The organism is Stenotrophomonas maltophilia, assembly GCF_006974125.1.
In the GTDB taxonomy this organism is placed as follows: Bacteria; Pseudomonadota; Gammaproteobacteria; order Xanthomonadales; family Xanthomonadaceae; genus Stenotrophomonas; species Stenotrophomonas maltophilia_O.
The window spans coordinates 2,294,300-2,310,999 of record NZ_CP037858.1; the positions used below are offsets into that span (position 1 = coordinate 2,294,300).

Sequence of the window (16,700 nt, forward strand, 5' to 3'; positions counted from 1 at the left end):
ACAACCGCCTCATCGCTCTGGTGGGTGCCAACCTTGGTTGGCACCAACCCACAGCGCCGACCAAGGTCGGCATCTACCAATGCAACAACCGACGCTGCAGGCGCTCCACCGCACGCTGCAGCAACACCCGGTTGCGGGCCAGCTTCATCCACTGCGGCAGGCGCGAGAACATGGATCGGTGATGGCCGCGGCTTTCCCGCAGTGTCGCGCTCGCGTACTCGTGCAGTGCCTGCAGATGCTCAGCGTTGTAGGCCCAGAGCAGGCCCGCGCGGGTCGGTTCAACCAGGCGCAGCGGCAATCCGAAGTGCGGATCGGCAGGCTCGGCATCACGCAACGGACGCACCGAGACCGAAACATCGGTACTACGATCACATTGCGCACATCGAGCAGCGAAGGACGCCGGTGCAGGGATGCCAGCGGGAACCCGGCGACGCACATGCAGCCACTGATGCCCACAGAATCCACAAGGTTGGCGGCCCAGCATGTATACCGCGCCGACCCAGTCACCACTGTCCAACGCAGAACTGCAGCCGGTGCAGCGGAATCGCGCCGTCCACCGATAAGGTTTCCAGCTGGCGATCACCCAGCCGGGGGTGTCGCAGCGATGGCAACGCACAGCGACGCGGTCCGCGAAGGCCTGCAGGCTGCGCCCGTCATCGAAATGCCGGCCCGGCACGGGCGTGGGACGCCCATGCCGGCCAGGCCAACGCCGCACCGTCATCAGACGTAGATCCGCGTCGGCGCCTCATCAACGATCGCGTGCGGCACGAAGCGCGCACTGTCACGGGTAATCGCGCTGTCGTCCTCGCGAATACCGATGCCGCAGGCGTGGTCACCGATCACCCAGCTGCCGATCAGCGGATAGCCGCCTTCGAAGCGGGTGAGCGGATGCGCGCGCTGGATGATCGCCGGGCCATCGTAGGGACCGTCGCTGCGCTGGGTACTGCCATCGGCCAGGTGCATCTCGATGTTCGCGCCTTCGCGCGAGAACAGCGGCTTTCGCACCCAGCCCGACGCCAGCGTGCTGCCGTCATCGAAGTGCGCTTCCAGCAGGTTGGGATGGCCCACGTTGCGCTGCCACAGCAACGGCAGGATGCCCTTGTTGCTCAGCACCGCCTTCCAGGCCGGCTCCAGCAGCTGCACGCCCGAGCCGGGAAGCGCGCGACCGAATTCCTCGGCCATCAGGTCTTCCAGCGGGTACAGCTTGAACAACGTACCGATCACCGAATCATCCAGCGCGGTGAACCGGCCATCCTCGGACAACCCGATATCCTCGACGGCGATGGCCTGGCCATGCAGGCCGGCCTGCGAAGCGCAGTCGCGCAGGTAATCGACGGTGCCACGGTCTTCTTCGGAACTGCCCACCGCGCTGAAGTACAGCGGCGGCGGCAGCTGCGTGGCCAGTTCGCCGAAACGGTCGACCAGCGCTTCGTGGATCGCATTGAACTGGTCGGCGTGCTGCGGCAGGCGACCGGCGTTGCGCTGGTCTTCCAGCCACTGCCACTGGAAGAAGCTGGCCTCGAACAGCGAGGTCGGCGTGTCGTAGTTCAACTCGTACAGCTTGGCCGGACCGGTGCCATCGTAGGCCAGGTCCAGGCGGCCATAGAGATGCGGCTGGCGCTGGCGCCAGCTGTCGGCGATCCAGTCGCGGTAGTGCGACGGAATCGCCAGCTGGTCCATCAACCGTTCGCTGGCGATGACATCGCCCACCAGGTCCAGCGCCATCTGGTGCAGCTCGCCGCTGGGGTCTTCGATGTCCTGTTCGATCTGGCGCAGGGTGAACGCGTAGTACGCGCTTTCATCCCAGTACGGCTGGCCGTCGATGGTGTGGAAGCGGAAACCCGCCTCTTCCGCGCGTGCCCGCCACTGGGCACGCTCGGCAATCCGGATGCGCTGCATGGGTCGATCAGCCGCCGTAGCTGCCGCTGGTGCTGCGGCGTGCGCTGGTGTTGCCGAAGCCACCACGGCTGGCGGTGACCGCACGGTTCGGTTCGCTGGCGACCGGTGCCAGGCCGGCCTTGCCGGCGCCGATACCGCTGGCGGTGTTCAGGCCACCGCTGCCGCCCGGCGCCGGGCGCGCCCAGCCGGCGCTCTTGTCCTGGTAAGCCGGCGACGCCGCCGGCGGCTGCGGGGCGAGGCCGCCGCGGTTGCTCAGCATCTGCGACATGAAGAAGCCCATCATCATCGGGCCGATGAATGAGGTACCGGCCGAGGTGTGCTGCTGCACGCACTGCTCCGGCTTGTAATCCTTCTCGCAGGCTTCCTTGCTGGCGTACTTCGGTGCCGCATCGGCGGCCTGCTTCTGCGCTTCGGCGAAGGCATTGCGGCACGACGACGGATCGCCGGTGGCCTCGGTGCAGGCCTCCACCGAGGTGTACAGGCCTTCCTGCACCTTCACCTCCGGCTCCTTCTGGCAGGCGGTGAACAGCAGCGGCGCAGCGCTCATCAGCAGCAGCGCGGTGGTGCGGGAACGTTTCATGGCCTCATGCCCTGTCGACGGATCAATGCCCCAATGATGCCAAATCCTGGCCAACAACCGGAATCGGCAAAGTCCGAAAGATGAACGGACTTTCATTTTCGTCGGCATTGGGGTCAGAGCCCATCGCGCCGCGATGGGATCCGACCCCGGGCGGCACACCGCACTGGTAGGTGCCAACCTTGGTTGGCACACACCCCGCGGCGCCCGGCTATGCCCGGCGTGCGCAGCCAAGTCTCCGGCAAGAAGCCCCCTTGTTGTTCAAGGGGGCGCGCCGAAGGCGCAGGGATAAGGGGAAATGCGCGGACCACCAAGCCGCTGCAAGCGGTGAAGGTGGTTGCAGCAGCAACCGAAAAAATTGGCCATGATCGGCTGACCCCCACGTCGTACGGCCCGCCCGTTCCGCCAGCCATGCCCGAATACCGTTCCCGCACCTCCACCGCCGGCCGCAACATGGCCGGCGCCCGCGCCCTGTGGCGTGCCACCGGCATGAAGGACGGCGACTTCCACAAGCCGATCATCGCCATCGCCAACTCCTTCACCCAGTTCGTACCCGGCCACGTGCACCTGAAGGACCTCGGCCAGCTGGTCGCGCGCGAGATCGAGCAGGTCGGCGGCGTCGCCAAGGAATTCAACACCATCGCCGTGGACGATGGCATCGCGATGGGCCACGACGGCATGCTGTATTCGCTGCCCAGCCGCGAGATCATCGCCGACGCCGTGGAGTACATGGTCAACGCGCACTGCGCCGACGCGCTGGTGTGCATCAGCAACTGCGACAAGATCACCCCCGGCATGCTGATGGCCGCGCTGCGCCTCAACATCCCGGTGGTGTTCGTTTCCGGCGGGCCGATGGAAGCGGGCAAGACCAAACTGTCCGAGCACAAGCTGGACCTGGTCGATGCGATGGTGGTTGCCGCCGATGACAGCGCCTCCGATGAGAAGGTCGCGGCGTTCGAGCGCAGTGCCTGCCCTACCTGCGGCTCCTGCTCGGGCATGTTCACCGCCAACTCGATGAACTGCCTGACCGAAGCACTGGGCCTGTCGCTGCCCGGCAACGGCACCACGCTGGCCACCCATGCCGACCGTGAAGCGCTGTTCCGCCGCGCCGGCCGCCTGATCGTCGAACTCTGCCACCGCTGGTATGGCGGCGAAGACCCGAGCGCGCTGCCGCGCGGCATCGCCACCCAGGCCGCGTTCGCCAATGCAATGACCCTGGATATCGCCATGGGCGGTTCCACCAACACCATCCTGCATCTGCTGGCCGCGGCGCAGGAAGCCGAGGTCGACTTCGACCTGACCCATATCGATGCGCTGTCGCGGCGCGTGCCGCAGCTGTGCAAGGTGGCGCCGAACACGCCGAAGTACCACATCGAGGACGTGCACCGCGCCGGCGGCGTGTTCGGCATCCTCGGTGAACTGGACCGCGCCGGCCTGCTCGAAACCAGGGTGCCGACCGTACACAGCGCCAGCCTGGCCGACGCGCTGGAACGCTGGGACGTGGTGCGCAGTGACAACGACACCCTGCATACCTTCTTCAAGGCCGGCCCGGCCGGCATCCCCACCCAGGAGGCCTTCAGCCAGGCCACGCGCTGGCCGACGCTGGACGTGGACCGCGCCGAGGGCTGCATCCGCTCACTGCAGCATGCGTACTCACTGGAAGGTGGCCTCGCCGTGCTGCGCGGCAATCTGGCCGTCGATGGCTGCGTGGTGAAGACCGCCGGCGTGGACGAGTCGATCCATGTGTTCGAAGGCCGCGCGCGCGTCTATGAAAGCCAGGACGCCGCCGTCGCCGGCATCCTCGCCGACGAGGTGCAGCCAGGCGAGGTGGTGGTGATCCGTTACGAAGGGCCGAAGGGCGGCCCCGGCATGCAGGAAATGCTGTACCCGACCAGCTACCTGAAATCGAAGGGGCTGGGCAAGCAGTGCGCGCTGCTCACTGACGGCCGCTTCTCCGGTGGCACCTCGGGCCTGTCGATCGGCCACGTCTCGCCGGAAGCGGCCAGCGGCGGTGTCATCGGCCTGGTGGAAGATGGCGATCGCATCCGCATCGACATTCCGGCCCGCCGCATCGATCTGCTGCTGGACGAGGCTGTGCTGGCCCAGCGCCGCGCCGACGCCGATGCGCGTGGCTGGAAACCGCGCGCGCCGCGCCCGCGCAAGGTCACCAGCGCGTTGAAGGCCTACGCCCTGCTCGCCACCAGCGCCGACAAGGGCGCCGTGCGCAACACCGCCCTGCTGGGCGATTGATCGCCATACGGTAGTGCCGGCCGCTGGCCGGCAGCCTCATCGATGTGGGCCATCGCGGTGCAGGTGCCGGCCAGCGGCCGGCACTACCCCTGCAACAACCGCCGCATCGCTCTGGTGGGTGCCAACCTTGGTTGGCACGGTACCCACAGCGCCGACCAAGGCCGGCATCTACCAACAACGGTTGCCGGCCAGCGGCCGGCACTACCGATCCGCTACGCTGCGCGGCATGACCCAACGTCCATCTCGCCAGCCCCTCATCGATGCCCTGCGTGGGTTCGCGCTGCTCGGCGTGTTCCTGGTCAACCTGCGCTTCTTCTCGCTCGACGCGCTGATGACCGAGGCCGCGCAGCAGGCACTGCCCAGCGCGGCGCTCGACCAGGCCATCCGCACCGGCATGGAATGGCTGGTGGACATGAAGGCAATCACGCTGTTCTCGCTGCTGTTCGGCATGGGCGTGGCGATGCAGATGGACGGCAATGCGCAGGGCAGCATGGCCGCGCACCTGCGGCGGATGGCGGTGCTGCTGGTGATCGGCCTGCTGCATTCGGTGCTGCTGTGGTGGGGTGACATCCTGCTGGTATATGCCGTGGTCGGCCTGCTGCTGCCGCTGTTCCGGCACCTGGGTGATCGCGCCCTGCTGTTCAGCGGCCTGTTCATTGCCCTGATGCTGCCTCCGCTGCTGTCGCCGTGGATACGCGAATGGGTGGCCCTGCTCACACCGCGCGCGCAGATGAACGCCGTAGCACTCGATGCGCTGGAGCACGGAAGCCTGGCGCAGGCGTGGTGGCACAACCTGCAGCTGGCGGCGTGGCTGAAGCTGAGCAACTGGGCGTTGTTGTTCTTCGTGCTCGGTCGCTTCCTGCTGGGCTACTGGGCAGGCCGTCGCGGCCTGCTGCTGCAGCCGCAGGCACATACGCCGCTGCTGCGTTCAATCGCTCTGGGCGGCCTGCTGCTGACGGCAGCGTTCCTGTGGATCGATGCCAATGCCGATGCACTGAAGCAGGCATGGCCAGCGCTGCGTGGGGGCGTGCCCGGCTACCTGCTGCGCGTTTCGTACCGCGTTGCGCCGCTGGCATTGGGCATCGCTGCGGCAGCGATCTTCGCCCTGCTCTATCTGCGCCCATGGGCCGGACGCGTGCTGCGCGTGTTCGTTCCGGCCGGGCGCATGGCACTGAGCAACTACCTGCTGCAAAGCGCGATCTGCGTACCGCTGTTTGCCGGCTTCGGGCTGGGCATCGGCCCGCTGCACGGGCTGTGGCCGGTGCTGCTGGTGGCTGCAGTAGTGTTCCCACTGCAACTGTGGGCGAGTGCATGGTGGCTGCGCGGCCATCGTTTCGGGCCGGTCGAATGGCTGTGGCGCAGCGCCAGCGAAGGACAATGGCTGCCGTTGCGGCGGTAGCCACCGGAGACGCAAGGGATCAGATCGTTTGTGCCATTTGCGACTTAATCCCCTCCGTCCCCTTTTTTCAGCCGATCACGCGCTTGAATGGCGGCAACGCGTCGATGATGCGCTTGCCGTAGCGGCGGGTCAGCAGCCGCGAATCGAGGATGACCACGCGGCCGGTATCGGTGGAGGTGCGGATCAGGCGGCCGGCGAACTGGGTCAGCGTGCGCAGCGCATGCGGAATCGCGATCAGGTTGAAGGCGTTGAGCCCGCGCCCCTCGAACCATTCACTGAGGGTGGCGGTCTGCGGGTCGGTCGGCACCGCGAACGGCACCTGGGTGATCACCACCGTGGTGCAGGCCTCACCCGGCAGGTCGAGGCCCTCGCCGAACGAGTTCAGCCCGAACAGCACCGAGCCCTCGCCCGCCGAGACACGGCGCAGGTGCTCGTCGATCAACCGGGTCTTGGACATCTCGCCCTGTACCAGTACCTGCTTGCGGCGCGCGGCCGACATCAGGCCGGCCACCTTCTCCATCTTCCAGCGCGAGGTGAACAGCACCATCGAGCCCTTGGCCCAGTCCAGTTCGGCATCGAGATAGCGCGCCACTTCGCGCGGGTGGCCTTCGCGGTCGTCCGGCGTGACCGGGAACTTCGGCACGATCAGCTCGGCCTGGTTGGGCAGGTCGAACGGCGAGGACAGCGAGACCATCTCGGCCTCTTCGGGGATGCCGTTGTCGATCGCCAGCGACTGGAAATCGCCGCCACCGGTCAGCGTCGCCGAGGTCATCACCACCGAGTCCACTTCATCCCACAGCAGCTTGCGCAGCACGTGCGCGGCCGACACCGGTGAGCCGTGCAGCACCAGGTCGCCGTCGCGGGTGGCGGTGACCCAGCGCGCCATCGGCGGTGCGCCGTCCTTGTCCTCGCGGCGCCAGGCCTGCCACAGGTTGTACTGCTGCTCGATCATCTCCAGCGCCATGCCCAGGTTGCGCTGCAGGCGCTCGCGCGCGGCATCGTCCGGCTTGCCCTTGGCCACTTGCGCGGTGGCGGCATGCGCCCAGTTGTAGAGGCTGCGGGTATCGTCGGCCAGTGCTTCGATCGGCTCGCGCCAGGCCTCGGGCAGCCGCCCGTTGGCGGCGCGCCACATCGGCTCTTCGTCCGCCGGCGCAGGCATCCACACGCGCTCGATGTGATCGCGGAACGCGCGCAGCTGCTTGGCCACGTTGCTGGCCACCTCGATCGCTTCGTTCGGCAGCAGGTTGCCGAGGCGATCCTTGTCGACCGCGCGGTAGGCGCCGGCGATCAGGATCTGCAGGCGACCGGTGCGTTTGGCCATTTCATCCAGCGCCAGGCTTGCCGCGCCCTGGTCGATCGCCACGTTGCCGATGTGATGGCCTTCGTCCAGCACCAGCAGCATGTCCGACGGCGGTGCGATCAACGGCTGGCCGTTGTCGCTGTCGCCGATCGACAGTGCCGACAGCAGCAGCGCGTGGTTGGTGACCACGATCTGCGCATCGCGCACCGTGTTGCGTGAGCGCAGCACCGCGCACTGCGCCGAGTACGCACAGCGGCGGCCGGCACAACCCGAGGCCGGCGTGGTGATGCGGCTGCGCAGGCCGGGGCTGATGGTCTCCGGCGCGTTGTCGATGTCGCCATCCCAGGTACCGCCGGTGAAGGCATCGGTCAGGCGCTTGGCGATGTCCATCTCGATCGGCGCCAGCGGCCGATCAAACAGGGGCGCGTCATCCTCGAACATGCCGCCCTGCGAGCCCTCGCCCTGCGCCTCGGCGGCGTTGCGCGTGCACAGGTAGCGGGTACGACCCTTGGCCAGCGCCACGGTCGCTTCCAGGCCGGTGGCCTTGAGGAAGTTGGGAATATCGCGCTCGACCAGCTGCGACTGCAGCGCCACGGTGCCGGTGCTGATCACCAGCTTCTTCTTGCTGGCCAATGCGATCGGCACACCTGCGGTCAGGTAGCCCAGGCTCTTGCCGACGCCGGTGGGTGCCTCGACGACGCCGACACCCCCACTTTTCGACAGCGCGCGCGACACCACGCCGATCATCTGGCTCTGCGAGCGGCGGGTGGAGAAGCCGGGCGTATTGGCCTGCAGCGTCGTGTACGCCTTGCGGATCGCGTCCTTCAAGGGGTCATCGAGCGTGCGCGGAGCGGCGACGGTTTCGGTCACGCCGGGAATTACCGTAGCTGGATCAGGCCGGTCATTGTCGCATGGCTGGCCACGTTCACCGCCGCTGGCACCCTGAACGGGCCAGCGACGACGCCTGGCGGCGGTCACGGTCCGGTGGCCGGATCGCCCAAGGGCCAGATGCGCAGGGCATGGCCCGGCGCTGCCGCTCAGGCCGCCGGAATCGTACGGCTACGCAGCAGGCGTACCAGTGCCCACACCAGCAGCACCACGCCGATGGCCTCGACCATCGCCAGCGCGAAATGCAGCACGCCGAGGATGGCGCCCATGCCCGAGATGGCGCTGAAGTTGCCACTGCTGACCAGCCACATCGGCAGGACACCCGCCGCCAGGCCGCCCAGGCTGGACAGCAGCAACAGCACCAGGCCGACCAGGGCGCCGGTGCGGGTGGCATCGCGCGGTGCGCCGACCACCCAGACCAGGCCGATGCATAGCGCGATCAGCACCGGCAGGCGCACGCCGACCATGCTCAGCACGGTCACCATCAACGTTGTGCTGTCCATCGATCAATCCTCGCCGGCCAGCACGGCCGAGCCCTGGCGCAGCGACTGGTAGACCTCGTCGGTCTGCGGGCGCACACCGTGCCACTGCAGGAAGCTCTCGGCGGCCTGCTCGACCAGCATGCCCAGGCCGTCGACGGTATTGCGGCACTGCGCCGCACGGGCCCAGGCCAGGAAGGCGATGGCCGCCTCGCCGTAGTTCAGGTCGACGGCGCTGGTCATCGAGTTGACCAGCGACAGCGGCAGCTTGAACTCGACGTCACGGTCGCGGCCGGCCGAGGTGGCGTTGACGATCAGTTCGAAGTCGCCCAGATCGCGCAGGTCTTCCCAGTAGCGGCTGATCGCGCGGCCCGGTTCACCCATGGCGTCGATCAGTTCGTCGGCACGCTCCGGCGTGCGGTTGACCACCACCAGCTCGGTGATGCCGGCATCAAGCAGCGCCGGGGCGACACTGCGCGCCGAGCCACCGGCACCGATCATCAGCACGCGACGGCCGCGCAGGTCCAGGCCATGGCGATCGGTCAGGTCACGCACCAGGCCGATGCCATCGGTGGTGTCACCGTGCCAGCGGTCGCCCTTGCGCAGCAGCGTGTTGACCGACCCGGCGCGGCGCGCCCGTGCGGTCAGCGTGGTGCATACCGAGAAAGCGGTTTCCTTGTGCGGCAGGGTGACGTTGGCACCGACACCGCCCTCGGCAGCGAAGGCCTCCAGGCCGGCCAGGAACGCATCCGGGGCCAGGTCGATCGCGCGATAGTCGATGGCGATGCCTTCCTGGCGACCGAACGTCGCATGGATCTGCGGCGACTTCGAGTGGGCAACGGGGTGTCCGAAGACGGCGTAACGGTCGGTCATGGAATCCTCAAGCTGGCTAGACTGATGCTCTTTCGTGCACGGAACCGGATGATGCGCATCACCCTGCCCCTGCTGGTGCTTGCCGCCAGTCTACTCTCTGCCCCCGTGGCGATGGCGTTGAACGAGTACGGCATCGAAGGCATGGGCGTGGTCTCGACCCGTGCCGACGAGGGCCGCGCCACGATCAGCGCCGATGGTCAGCGCATCGTCTTCGCCCGCCGCGGCGAGGCCGGCTGGGGCCTGTGGGAGGCACGCGTGGTCGATGGCCGCTGGCAGCAGGCACAGGCGCTGCCGGTGGGCGTGGCTGGCGAGGCCCGCGATCCCTACTTCAGCCGTGACGGCCGCTGGCTGCTGTTCGCGGCCGGCCGCGAGGGCGCGCTGGCGCTGTACCGCGCCGCATTGGCCGTCGACGGCCAGCTGGGTCATGCGCAGGCGCTGTCCGGTGATGGCGGTCGCCGGGAAGAGCGCGGGCCGGCCCTGAGCGCGGACGGCCAACGGCTGTTGTTTGCCCGCCAGCAGGGCCGTGGCGCCGGCTGGGACCTGTTCGTGGCAACGCTGGATGCGCAGGGCCAGCGCGGACCGGCCACCGCACTGACCGCGTTGAACAGCGCCGGCGACGAGACCGACGGCGACTGGCTGGGCCATGACGGCGCCGTGGTGTTCAGCCGCGGCAACGGCACGACCGCACAGGTGTGGAGCAGCGGTTGTGCGTGGACCGGCGTGTCGCTGCAGCCATTGGGGCTGTCGTTCAACCAGACCAGCGGCTGGACCGGAGCACCGGTGATCGACAACGCCAAGCCGGGCGAGATGATGGTGGCCAGCAGCGCGGCCAAGGCACCGCGTGCCGGTGGCGTGGATGTGTACCGGTTGGCGGCACCGAAGGTGGCGGCGGTGGCCGGGTGCGTGCCGGGCGCTCGGTAGATGCCAACCTTGGTGGGCCTGTGTGAAAGCGCCAACCAAGGTTGGCGGCTACCAGTAGATCCACGCCATGCGTGGATGGAACGCCCGGAACGCGCGGTCAGCGCGACAACACCTTGGCGCGCAACTGCTCGTACTCCACTTCGCTCAGCTGGCCGTTGTCCTTGCGCTGGTTCAGCGCCGCCAGCTCGGCCTGCACGCTCTCCGGCAGGGCCTGCTCACGGGCCACGTGGCGGGCGGCCGAGAGCTGCTCCGGCGGGCGCTTGCCGGCCCGCCAGGCGGCGATGAAGACACCGACGATGATGGCGCCGAACACCAGCGTACCGATGCCCCAGATCAACCATTGCATCCATCCCAGTTCCGGTCCCATCGCGTAGTCCTCCGTCTATCGTGGCGCTATTGTCAGCGCTCGCGCAGCCATCGCGCCACCTGCGGCGCGAAATAGGTCAGCACGCCATCGGCACCGGCCCGCTTGAAGCTCAGCAGCGACTCCAGCACGCAGGCGCGCTCGTCCAGCCAGCCGTTGGCGAAGGCGGCCTTCATCATCGCGTACTCGCCGCTCACCTGATAGGCGAAGGTCGGCACGCCAAAGGTCTCCTTCACCCGGCGCACCAGGTCCAGGTACGGCATGCCCGGCTTGACCATCACCATGTCGGCGCCCTCTTCCAGGTCCAGCGCGATCTCGCGCAGGGCCTCGTCGCCGTTGGCCGGGTCCATCTGGTAGGTCTTCTTGTCGGCCTTGCCGAGGCTGGCGGCGCTGCCCACCGCATCACGGAACGGGCCGTAGAACGCCGAGGCGTACTTGGCCGAGTACGCCATGATGCGCACGTTGATGTGGTTGTCGGCATCCAGCGCACGGCGGATCGCGCCGATGCGGCCGTCCATCATGTCCGACGGCGAGACGATGTCCACACCGGCCTCGGCGTGCGATACCGACTGCTTGACCAGCGCTTCGACAGTGATGTCGTTCAGTACATAGCCCTTGTCGTCGATGATGCCGTCCTGGCCGTGGGTGGTGTACGGGTCCAGCGCCACGTCGGTCATCACCCCCAGTTCCGGGAAGCGCGACTTCAGCGCGCGGATCGCACGCTGCGCCAGGCCGTCTTCGGCCCACGCCGCCGACGCATCCAGCGACTTCAGCGACGGGTCGATCACCGGGAACAGGTCGATCACCGGAATGCCCAGCTCCAGCGCCTCTTCGGCCACCTTCAGCAGTTCTTCGATCGACAGCCGCTCCACGCCCGGCATCGACGGTACTGCGGTGCGGCCGGCCAGTTCGTGCACGAACACCGGGTAGATCAGGTCGTCGGTGGTCAGCGTGTTCTCGCGCATCAGGCGGCGTGAGAACTCGTCATGGCGCATGCGGCGCGGGCGGTAAAGCGGGTGGGACATGGCAGGCTCCGAGGAGTGGCTATTGCAACAGGTAACCCTGCGGCAGCAGGGGTTCGGGCAATGGGCGTTCGCCGAGCGCGTCGAGCTGGTCGATCTCGATCGTGCGCACCAGCGCGTCCAGCGGCAGGTCGTTCGGTTCCAGGCCGAACGGGTCTTCCATTTCTTCGCCCAGCTGGTCCAGGCCGAAGAAGGCATAGGCCAACACCGCCGACAGCACCGGCGTGCCCCAGCCCAGCGAACTGGCCAGGCCGAACGGCAGCAGCACGCAGAACATCCACGCGCAGCGGTGCAGCAGCAGGGTGTAGGCGAACGGCAGCGGGGTGGTGAGGATGCGCTCGCAGCCGGCCTGGATCGACGACATCGCGTGCAGGCGTTCTTCCAGCTGGGTGTAGAGGATCGGGTCGAGGTCACCGGCGCGCAGGGCCTGCGCCAGTTCGGCCGCGATCATCGACAGCAGCGCGTCGGGTACGTTCTCGCGCTGACCGAGTTGTTCGCGCTGGCGCTTGTCCAGCCACGGCAGGGCCATCAGCGCCACGATGCGCCCGCGCAGGCGTCCGGCCAGGGCATGGGCGAACGCGGTGGTGAGGTAGGCGATGCGGCGACGGCGACCGGCGTCATCGGCCAGCAGCAGGTTGACCTGGCGCGCCAGCGAGCGCGATTCGTAGACCAGCTGGCCCCACAGCTTGCGGCCTTCCCACCAACGCTCGTAGCAGGCGCTGTTGCGGAAGCTGAGGAAGATCGACAGCACCAGGCCCAGCAGGGTGAACGGCGTGACCGAAACGCGTTCGATGCCGGTGGGTGGCGCCAGTTCGACCACCGCGGCCACGGCGATGGACAGGATCAGGATGGCCAGCACCTTGGGCGCGATCGCTTTGACGATCGAACCGCGCAGGATGTACAGCAGTTGCCAGCCGTGGGGACGGGGTCGGATGATCATGGGGCAGCCGCGCCGGGCGCGGATTCACAGGCACGCGGGGGGCTCGCGCAGCCATTCATTGTACGCCCCCGCCCGGCCGTCGGCCGTGTGCCTGCGACGCCCTGTCGCACCCGGGACCGGGCTCAGACCACGCCGCCGCCCAGGCCAAGACGCAGGATGCCGACCACCACCACGATGCCGTTCAGGACCAACCCGGCCCACGCCCGGCCACGCTTGCTCGGGTGGGTGAACAGGATGCCCAGCGCGGCGATCACCGCACCGACCGCGGCGAACGGGATCAGGAACCAGTTGCCCCAGCCCAGCAGCGGAATCAACGCCAGGATCATCCACAACAGCGCCAATACGCCCCACAACAGACTGATCACACCCATGCCGCTCTCCCGCAGTTGGTTCCTGGCCCCACCATAATCGTTCCCATTGCTGCCGCCTACTGCCATTGGCAGGGTTGTCACCCGACCCGTGCTAGCGTGCAGTCGTGCGTGCCCTGGCCCGGGTGTTGGCGCCGATTCAGAGTGGCCCGCCGATCATCGCAACCAGTCCTGCAGGGGTAGTGCCATGAACATCCGTTGGGCCGCGTTGGCGGCCATGCTGCTGGTCGCCGCCGGCTGTGCCAGCACCTCCAAGGTGATGCTGGGCCGCGCCCGCGCACCGATCGACCCGGCGCTGGTGCAGATCTATTCGACGCCACCGGCCGGCTCCCAGGAAATCGCCCAGCTGGAATCGGCTTCCGCCGTCGGCTTCGGCACCCAGGGCCAGACCGATGCCGCGGTGGCACGCCTGAAGCGTGAAGCGGCGGCACTGGGCGCCAACGGCGTGGTGCTGATGGGCGTGGGCAGCAGCGGTTCGCCGGTAGGCATGTCGGTGGGCGCCGGCACCTTCGGCTCGCACGTTGGTGGCGGCGTCGGCATCGGGATTCCGACCACACAGAAGCGCGCCGCCGGCGTCGCCATCTGGGTGCCGAATCCGGCCCCCCCCGGCGCGGTTGCCGACACAGGTGATCACCCCGCAGCGGTGACGCAGCTGCGTCACCGCGGGTAGTGCCGGCCGCTGGCCGGCAACCTCAGGAATCCTTCCTGCGCCAGGGCAATGCCGGCCAGCGGCCGGCACTACCCCTGCAACAACCGACGCATCGCTCTGGCAGGTGCCAACCTTGGTTGGCACGAAACCCGCGGCGCCGACCGAGGTCGGCATCTACCAACGGCGATTGCCGGCCAGCGGCCGGCACTACCGGAGATGCTCAGCGCTTGTACTTCGGCACGAACACCTTGTTCACTGCGTCAGCCAGCTGGTCCGGCGGCAGCAGGCCCTGGTCGAGCAGGAAGTTGTTGAACGCCAGGCGGTCGAACTTCGCGCCCAGCGCCAGTTCGGTCTGCATGCGCAGTTCCAGGATGCGGGTATAGCCGTAGAAGTAGCTGCCGGCCTGACCCGGCATGCGCACCATGTAGCGGTCCAGTTCCTGGGTGGCCATCGCCTTGGACAGGCCGACCTGCTCCATCAGCACGCGCTCGCCGTTGGCACGGTCGGTCAGGCCGAGGTTGAGCATCGGGTCAAGCATCGCGCGCGCGGCGCGCAGCAGGCGGAACTGCAGGGCAATCATCTGCCCGTCCAGCGGCTCGTACGGCACCATCTCGGCTTCGGCGTACAACGCCCAGCCTTCCACGTTCACCGAATTGAACGCGAACATGGTGCGCGCCAGCGACACGCCGCGCTCGACCATTGCGGTGAACTGCAGCTCGTGGCCGGGGCGACCTTCATGCGCGCTCAGCGTCCATGCTGCCGCACCGAAGTTGAAGTCGTCGTACTGCGCGCCCGGGCCCGCGGCCGGGTTGCCCAGCGGCAGCACGAAGGTGCCCTGCTGCCCGGTGTTGTTGACCAGCGGTGCCGGCAGGAAGTGCGGGGCCGGGCTGGCCGCGCTCTCTGCGGCCGAGCCCAGGCGCATCTGCATGGCGCGCTTGGGCACATCGACGATGGCGTGCTCGCGGATCAGCGGATCGATCGCATCGATCACCTTGCGGTAGTGGCCTTCCAGCTGATCGTCGGCGATCTTGTCGGCCTTCAGCGCGCGGATCACCGCCACCGGGTCGCTCGGATCAGCCACCTTCAGGCCCTTGTCCTTCACCACCAGCGGTGCCAGCTGCTGCATCGCCGAGCGGGTTTCCATGAACTCCAGCTGCGCACGCTGCATCAGCAGCTTCGGATCGATGTCGATGCCGACCTGCTTGAGCTGGTAGGCATACAGCGGCGCCGGCAGGCGTGCGTCGGCACGTGCCTTCGGCAGCACCTCCCTGCGGGTCCAGGCGGCGTAGTCCTTCATCTGCCCGGCCAAGGTCTTCATCGCCTCATCGGCGCTGGTGATCTGGTACTTCTTCAGCAGCGACTCGATGCCGGTGACGTAGGTCTCGACGTTGTCCAGCGACTGCTGCACTTCGATCTTCGTCGGCTGCAGCAGGCTGCTGTCCTTCAGTCGTTCCTCGTAACGCTGGCGCGCCAGCGTGGTGAAGGCGGTGCCGCCCGGCTGCAGGCCGGCATAGGCCTTGAGGCGATCGAGCGCCTTGGCCCGGCGCTCGGCCGGCACCTGGTCGGACAGCAGCAGGTTGAGGCCGCTGAACACGGTCTGCGGTGCGTCGCTCCACGGCAGCAGGTACTTCTCGTTGAGCTCGCTGCCCTCGATGTTCTGGTTGGCGGCGTGGATCATGATCTCCAGGTCCTGGCGGACGTTGGGATCCTTTTCGGCGGCCAACTTTGCCTTCAGTTCGTCGCGTGCCTTGGCCATGGCAGCGCGGTAGCGCTTGCCGTTGTCCGGGCCGAGGTCGGCCACCTTGTCGTCATAGCCGGGCACGCCGAAGAAGCCGGTTTCCTCCGGCTGGAACGGGCCCTGCGCATCCAGCAGGATCTGCGCCAGCGCATTGCTGCGGGCGACCCAGGCCGGGCTGGCCGGGGTAGCGGCCTTGGTGGCGGGTGCCGCCAGCGCCGGCGGTGCGGACAGCAGCGGTGCGGCGGTCAGGGCCAGGGCAACGGCCAATGCAATCGGCTTCATGGGACACTCCAGCAAAGGGTTGCCCGCACCCTACGCGCTCACAGCGATGGCGACAATCGGCTGGAGGTCACGGCGACCGGGTTGTGCGGACGGGCTCCGCGGAAACCTGCCGGGGGTAGAGTCGACTGTCAGTCGACCATCGCGCGCAGCGCGGGGGTTTTCGCCATCTGATCGAAGAGCGGTCGACCAACTGTGTAAACCCAGTCGACGTCCCGCAGTCGCCTGCCCTCGGAGGTCACAACGCGGCGGTCAGCGGGCATTCGCCGCGATCACGGCAGGCCTGCAGTTCGCATTCGTGTGCAGCCTCATCATCATCCAGCGCCGTCAGGTCGAAGGTCTGCTTGTCCTCGCCCAGCACGTACATCACCGGGTAGTCCCACACGTCATCGCGACGGGTGCCCTGCACGAACAACCGGCCATGCGCATGCGGTCCTTCCAGGGCCACGGTCAGGCCGACATCACGCTGGCCGTTGATCGCAGTCTGCATGCTGCCCAGCGGCATCGACTCGATATTCAGCGGCTCACCGAACGCTCCCACCAGGTCGATACTGCAACCCGCGCGCCGCAGCGCCTCGCGCATCGGCGGGCTCTCGCGTGCGGCCTCGCTCCAGCGCAGCACGCTCCAGGTCACCACGCCACCGGCCCCACCCAGCACCAGCACCACCATCAACGGCATCGCCCAGCGCCAGTGGCGGCACCACCAACCGGCGGATGCCGGGTCATGGGCAGGAATCGGCGGTGGCAGGGTCAT

At 67.9% G+C, this 16,700-nt stretch carries 16 protein-coding genes; 4 read left to right on the plus strand and 12 right to left on the minus strand.

The window, feature by feature from the left end:
- Window positions 1-73 precede the first annotated feature (73 nt).
- Genes EZ304_RS10425 through EZ304_RS10435 form a run of 3 tightly spaced genes read right to left on the minus strand, consistent with a single transcriptional unit; the run spans window position 74 to window position 2,479 of the window.
- Entirely contained in the window at window positions 74-721 is a 648-nt protein-coding gene (locus EZ304_RS10425) for a hypothetical protein (RefSeq protein WP_142806988.1), read from the minus strand.
- Window positions 721-1,899 carry a glutathionylspermidine synthase family protein gene (locus EZ304_RS10430; RefSeq protein WP_142806989.1) on the minus strand — a complete coding sequence of 393 codons (1,179 nt, stop codon included), beginning with the start codon at window positions 1,897-1,899 and terminating at the stop codon, window positions 721-723. Before EZ304_RS10430 ends, EZ304_RS10425 begins: the two co-directional genes overlap by 1 nt.
- Window positions 1,900-1,906: 7 nt before the next feature.
- Window positions 1,907-2,479 (minus strand): DUF1190 domain-containing protein, encoded by a 573-nt coding sequence (locus tag EZ304_RS10435; RefSeq protein ID WP_142806990.1) that lies wholly within the window; start codon window positions 2,477-2,479, stop codon window positions 1,907-1,909.
- Between the two features lie 408 nt (window positions 2,480-2,887).
- On the opposite strand from EZ304_RS10435, the gene ilvD reads away from it, so the two are divergent.
- Window positions 2,888-4,726 (plus strand): dihydroxy-acid dehydratase, encoded by a 1,839-nt coding sequence (ilvD, locus tag EZ304_RS10445; RefSeq protein WP_142806992.1) that lies wholly within the window; start codon window positions 2,888-2,890, stop codon window positions 4,724-4,726.
- 226 nt (window positions 4,727-4,952) lie between these two features.
- Window positions 4,953-6,125, plus strand: a complete 1,173-nt coding sequence (locus tag EZ304_RS10450; protein WP_142806993.1) for a DUF418 domain-containing protein — start codon at window positions 4,953-4,955, stop codon at window positions 6,123-6,125.
- A gap of 67 nt (window positions 6,126-6,192) precedes the next feature.
- Here EZ304_RS10450 and dinG read toward each other — a convergent pair whose 3' ends face one another.
- The 3 genes from dinG to aroE all read right to left on the minus strand — a co-directional run bounded on the left by dinG (window position 6,193) and on the right by aroE (window position 9,665).
- Window positions 6,193-8,295 (minus strand): ATP-dependent DNA helicase DinG, encoded by a 2,103-nt coding sequence (gene dinG, locus EZ304_RS10455; protein ID WP_142806994.1) that lies wholly within the window; start codon window positions 8,293-8,295, stop codon window positions 6,193-6,195.
- Window positions 8,296-8,462: 167 nt separating this feature from the next.
- On the minus strand, window positions 8,463-8,816 hold the full coding sequence (locus EZ304_RS10460) for a hypothetical protein (RefSeq protein WP_043402795.1): 354 nt from the start codon (window positions 8,814-8,816) through the stop codon (window positions 8,463-8,465).
- Window positions 8,817-8,819: 3 nt separating this feature from the next.
- On the minus strand, window positions 8,820-9,665 hold the full coding sequence (gene aroE, locus EZ304_RS10465) for a shikimate dehydrogenase (RefSeq protein WP_142806995.1): 846 nt from the start codon (window positions 9,663-9,665) through the stop codon (window positions 8,820-8,822).
- A 48-nt stretch (window positions 9,666-9,713) separates the two neighbouring features.
- Here aroE and EZ304_RS10470 point away from each other — a divergent pair, with 48 nt between their 5' ends.
- Complete coding sequence (locus EZ304_RS10470) at window positions 9,714-10,586, plus strand: PD40 domain-containing protein (protein ID WP_142806996.1); 873 nt, start codon at window positions 9,714-9,716, stop codon at window positions 10,584-10,586.
- Between the two features lie 97 nt (window positions 10,587-10,683).
- Here EZ304_RS10470 and EZ304_RS10475 read toward each other — a convergent pair whose 3' ends face one another.
- The 4 genes from EZ304_RS10475 to EZ304_RS10490 form a co-directional block, all read right to left on the minus strand.
- Window positions 10,684-10,953: an SHOCT domain-containing protein gene (locus tag EZ304_RS10475; protein WP_099551710.1), complete on the minus strand. Its 270-nt coding sequence runs from the start codon at window positions 10,951-10,953 to the stop codon at window positions 10,684-10,686.
- 32 nt (window positions 10,954-10,985) lie between these two features.
- Window positions 10,986-11,975, minus strand: coding sequence for a porphobilinogen synthase (hemB, locus tag EZ304_RS10480; RefSeq protein ID WP_142806997.1), 990 nt, complete (start codon window positions 11,973-11,975; stop codon window positions 10,986-10,988).
- A 19-nt stretch (window positions 11,976-11,994) separates the two neighbouring features.
- Window positions 11,995-12,912: a bestrophin family protein gene (locus tag EZ304_RS10485; RefSeq protein WP_099551711.1), complete on the minus strand. Its 918-nt coding sequence runs from the start codon at window positions 12,910-12,912 to the stop codon at window positions 11,995-11,997.
- A 122-nt stretch (window positions 12,913-13,034) separates the two neighbouring features.
- Window positions 13,035-13,283, minus strand: coding sequence for a hypothetical protein (locus EZ304_RS10490; RefSeq protein ID WP_005411548.1), 249 nt, complete (start codon window positions 13,281-13,283; stop codon window positions 13,035-13,037).
- 184 nt (window positions 13,284-13,467) lie between these two features.
- Here EZ304_RS10490 and EZ304_RS10495 point away from each other — a divergent pair, with 184 nt between their 5' ends.
- Entirely contained in the window at window positions 13,468-13,950 is a 483-nt protein-coding gene (locus EZ304_RS10495; protein WP_142806998.1) for a hypothetical protein, read from the plus strand.
- A 199-nt stretch (window positions 13,951-14,149) separates the two neighbouring features.
- Here EZ304_RS10495 and EZ304_RS10500 read toward each other — a convergent pair whose 3' ends face one another.
- Window positions 14,150-15,949: a DUF885 domain-containing protein gene (locus EZ304_RS10500; protein ID WP_142806999.1), complete on the minus strand. Its 1,800-nt coding sequence runs from the start codon at window positions 15,947-15,949 to the stop codon at window positions 14,150-14,152.
- Between the two features lie 235 nt (window positions 15,950-16,184).
- The gene (locus EZ304_RS10505) at window positions 16,185-16,700 is read right to left on the minus strand and encodes a cytochrome c oxidase assembly factor Coa1 family protein (RefSeq protein ID WP_099551714.1); all 516 of its coding nucleotides are present in this window, start codon (window positions 16,698-16,700) and stop codon (window positions 16,185-16,187) included.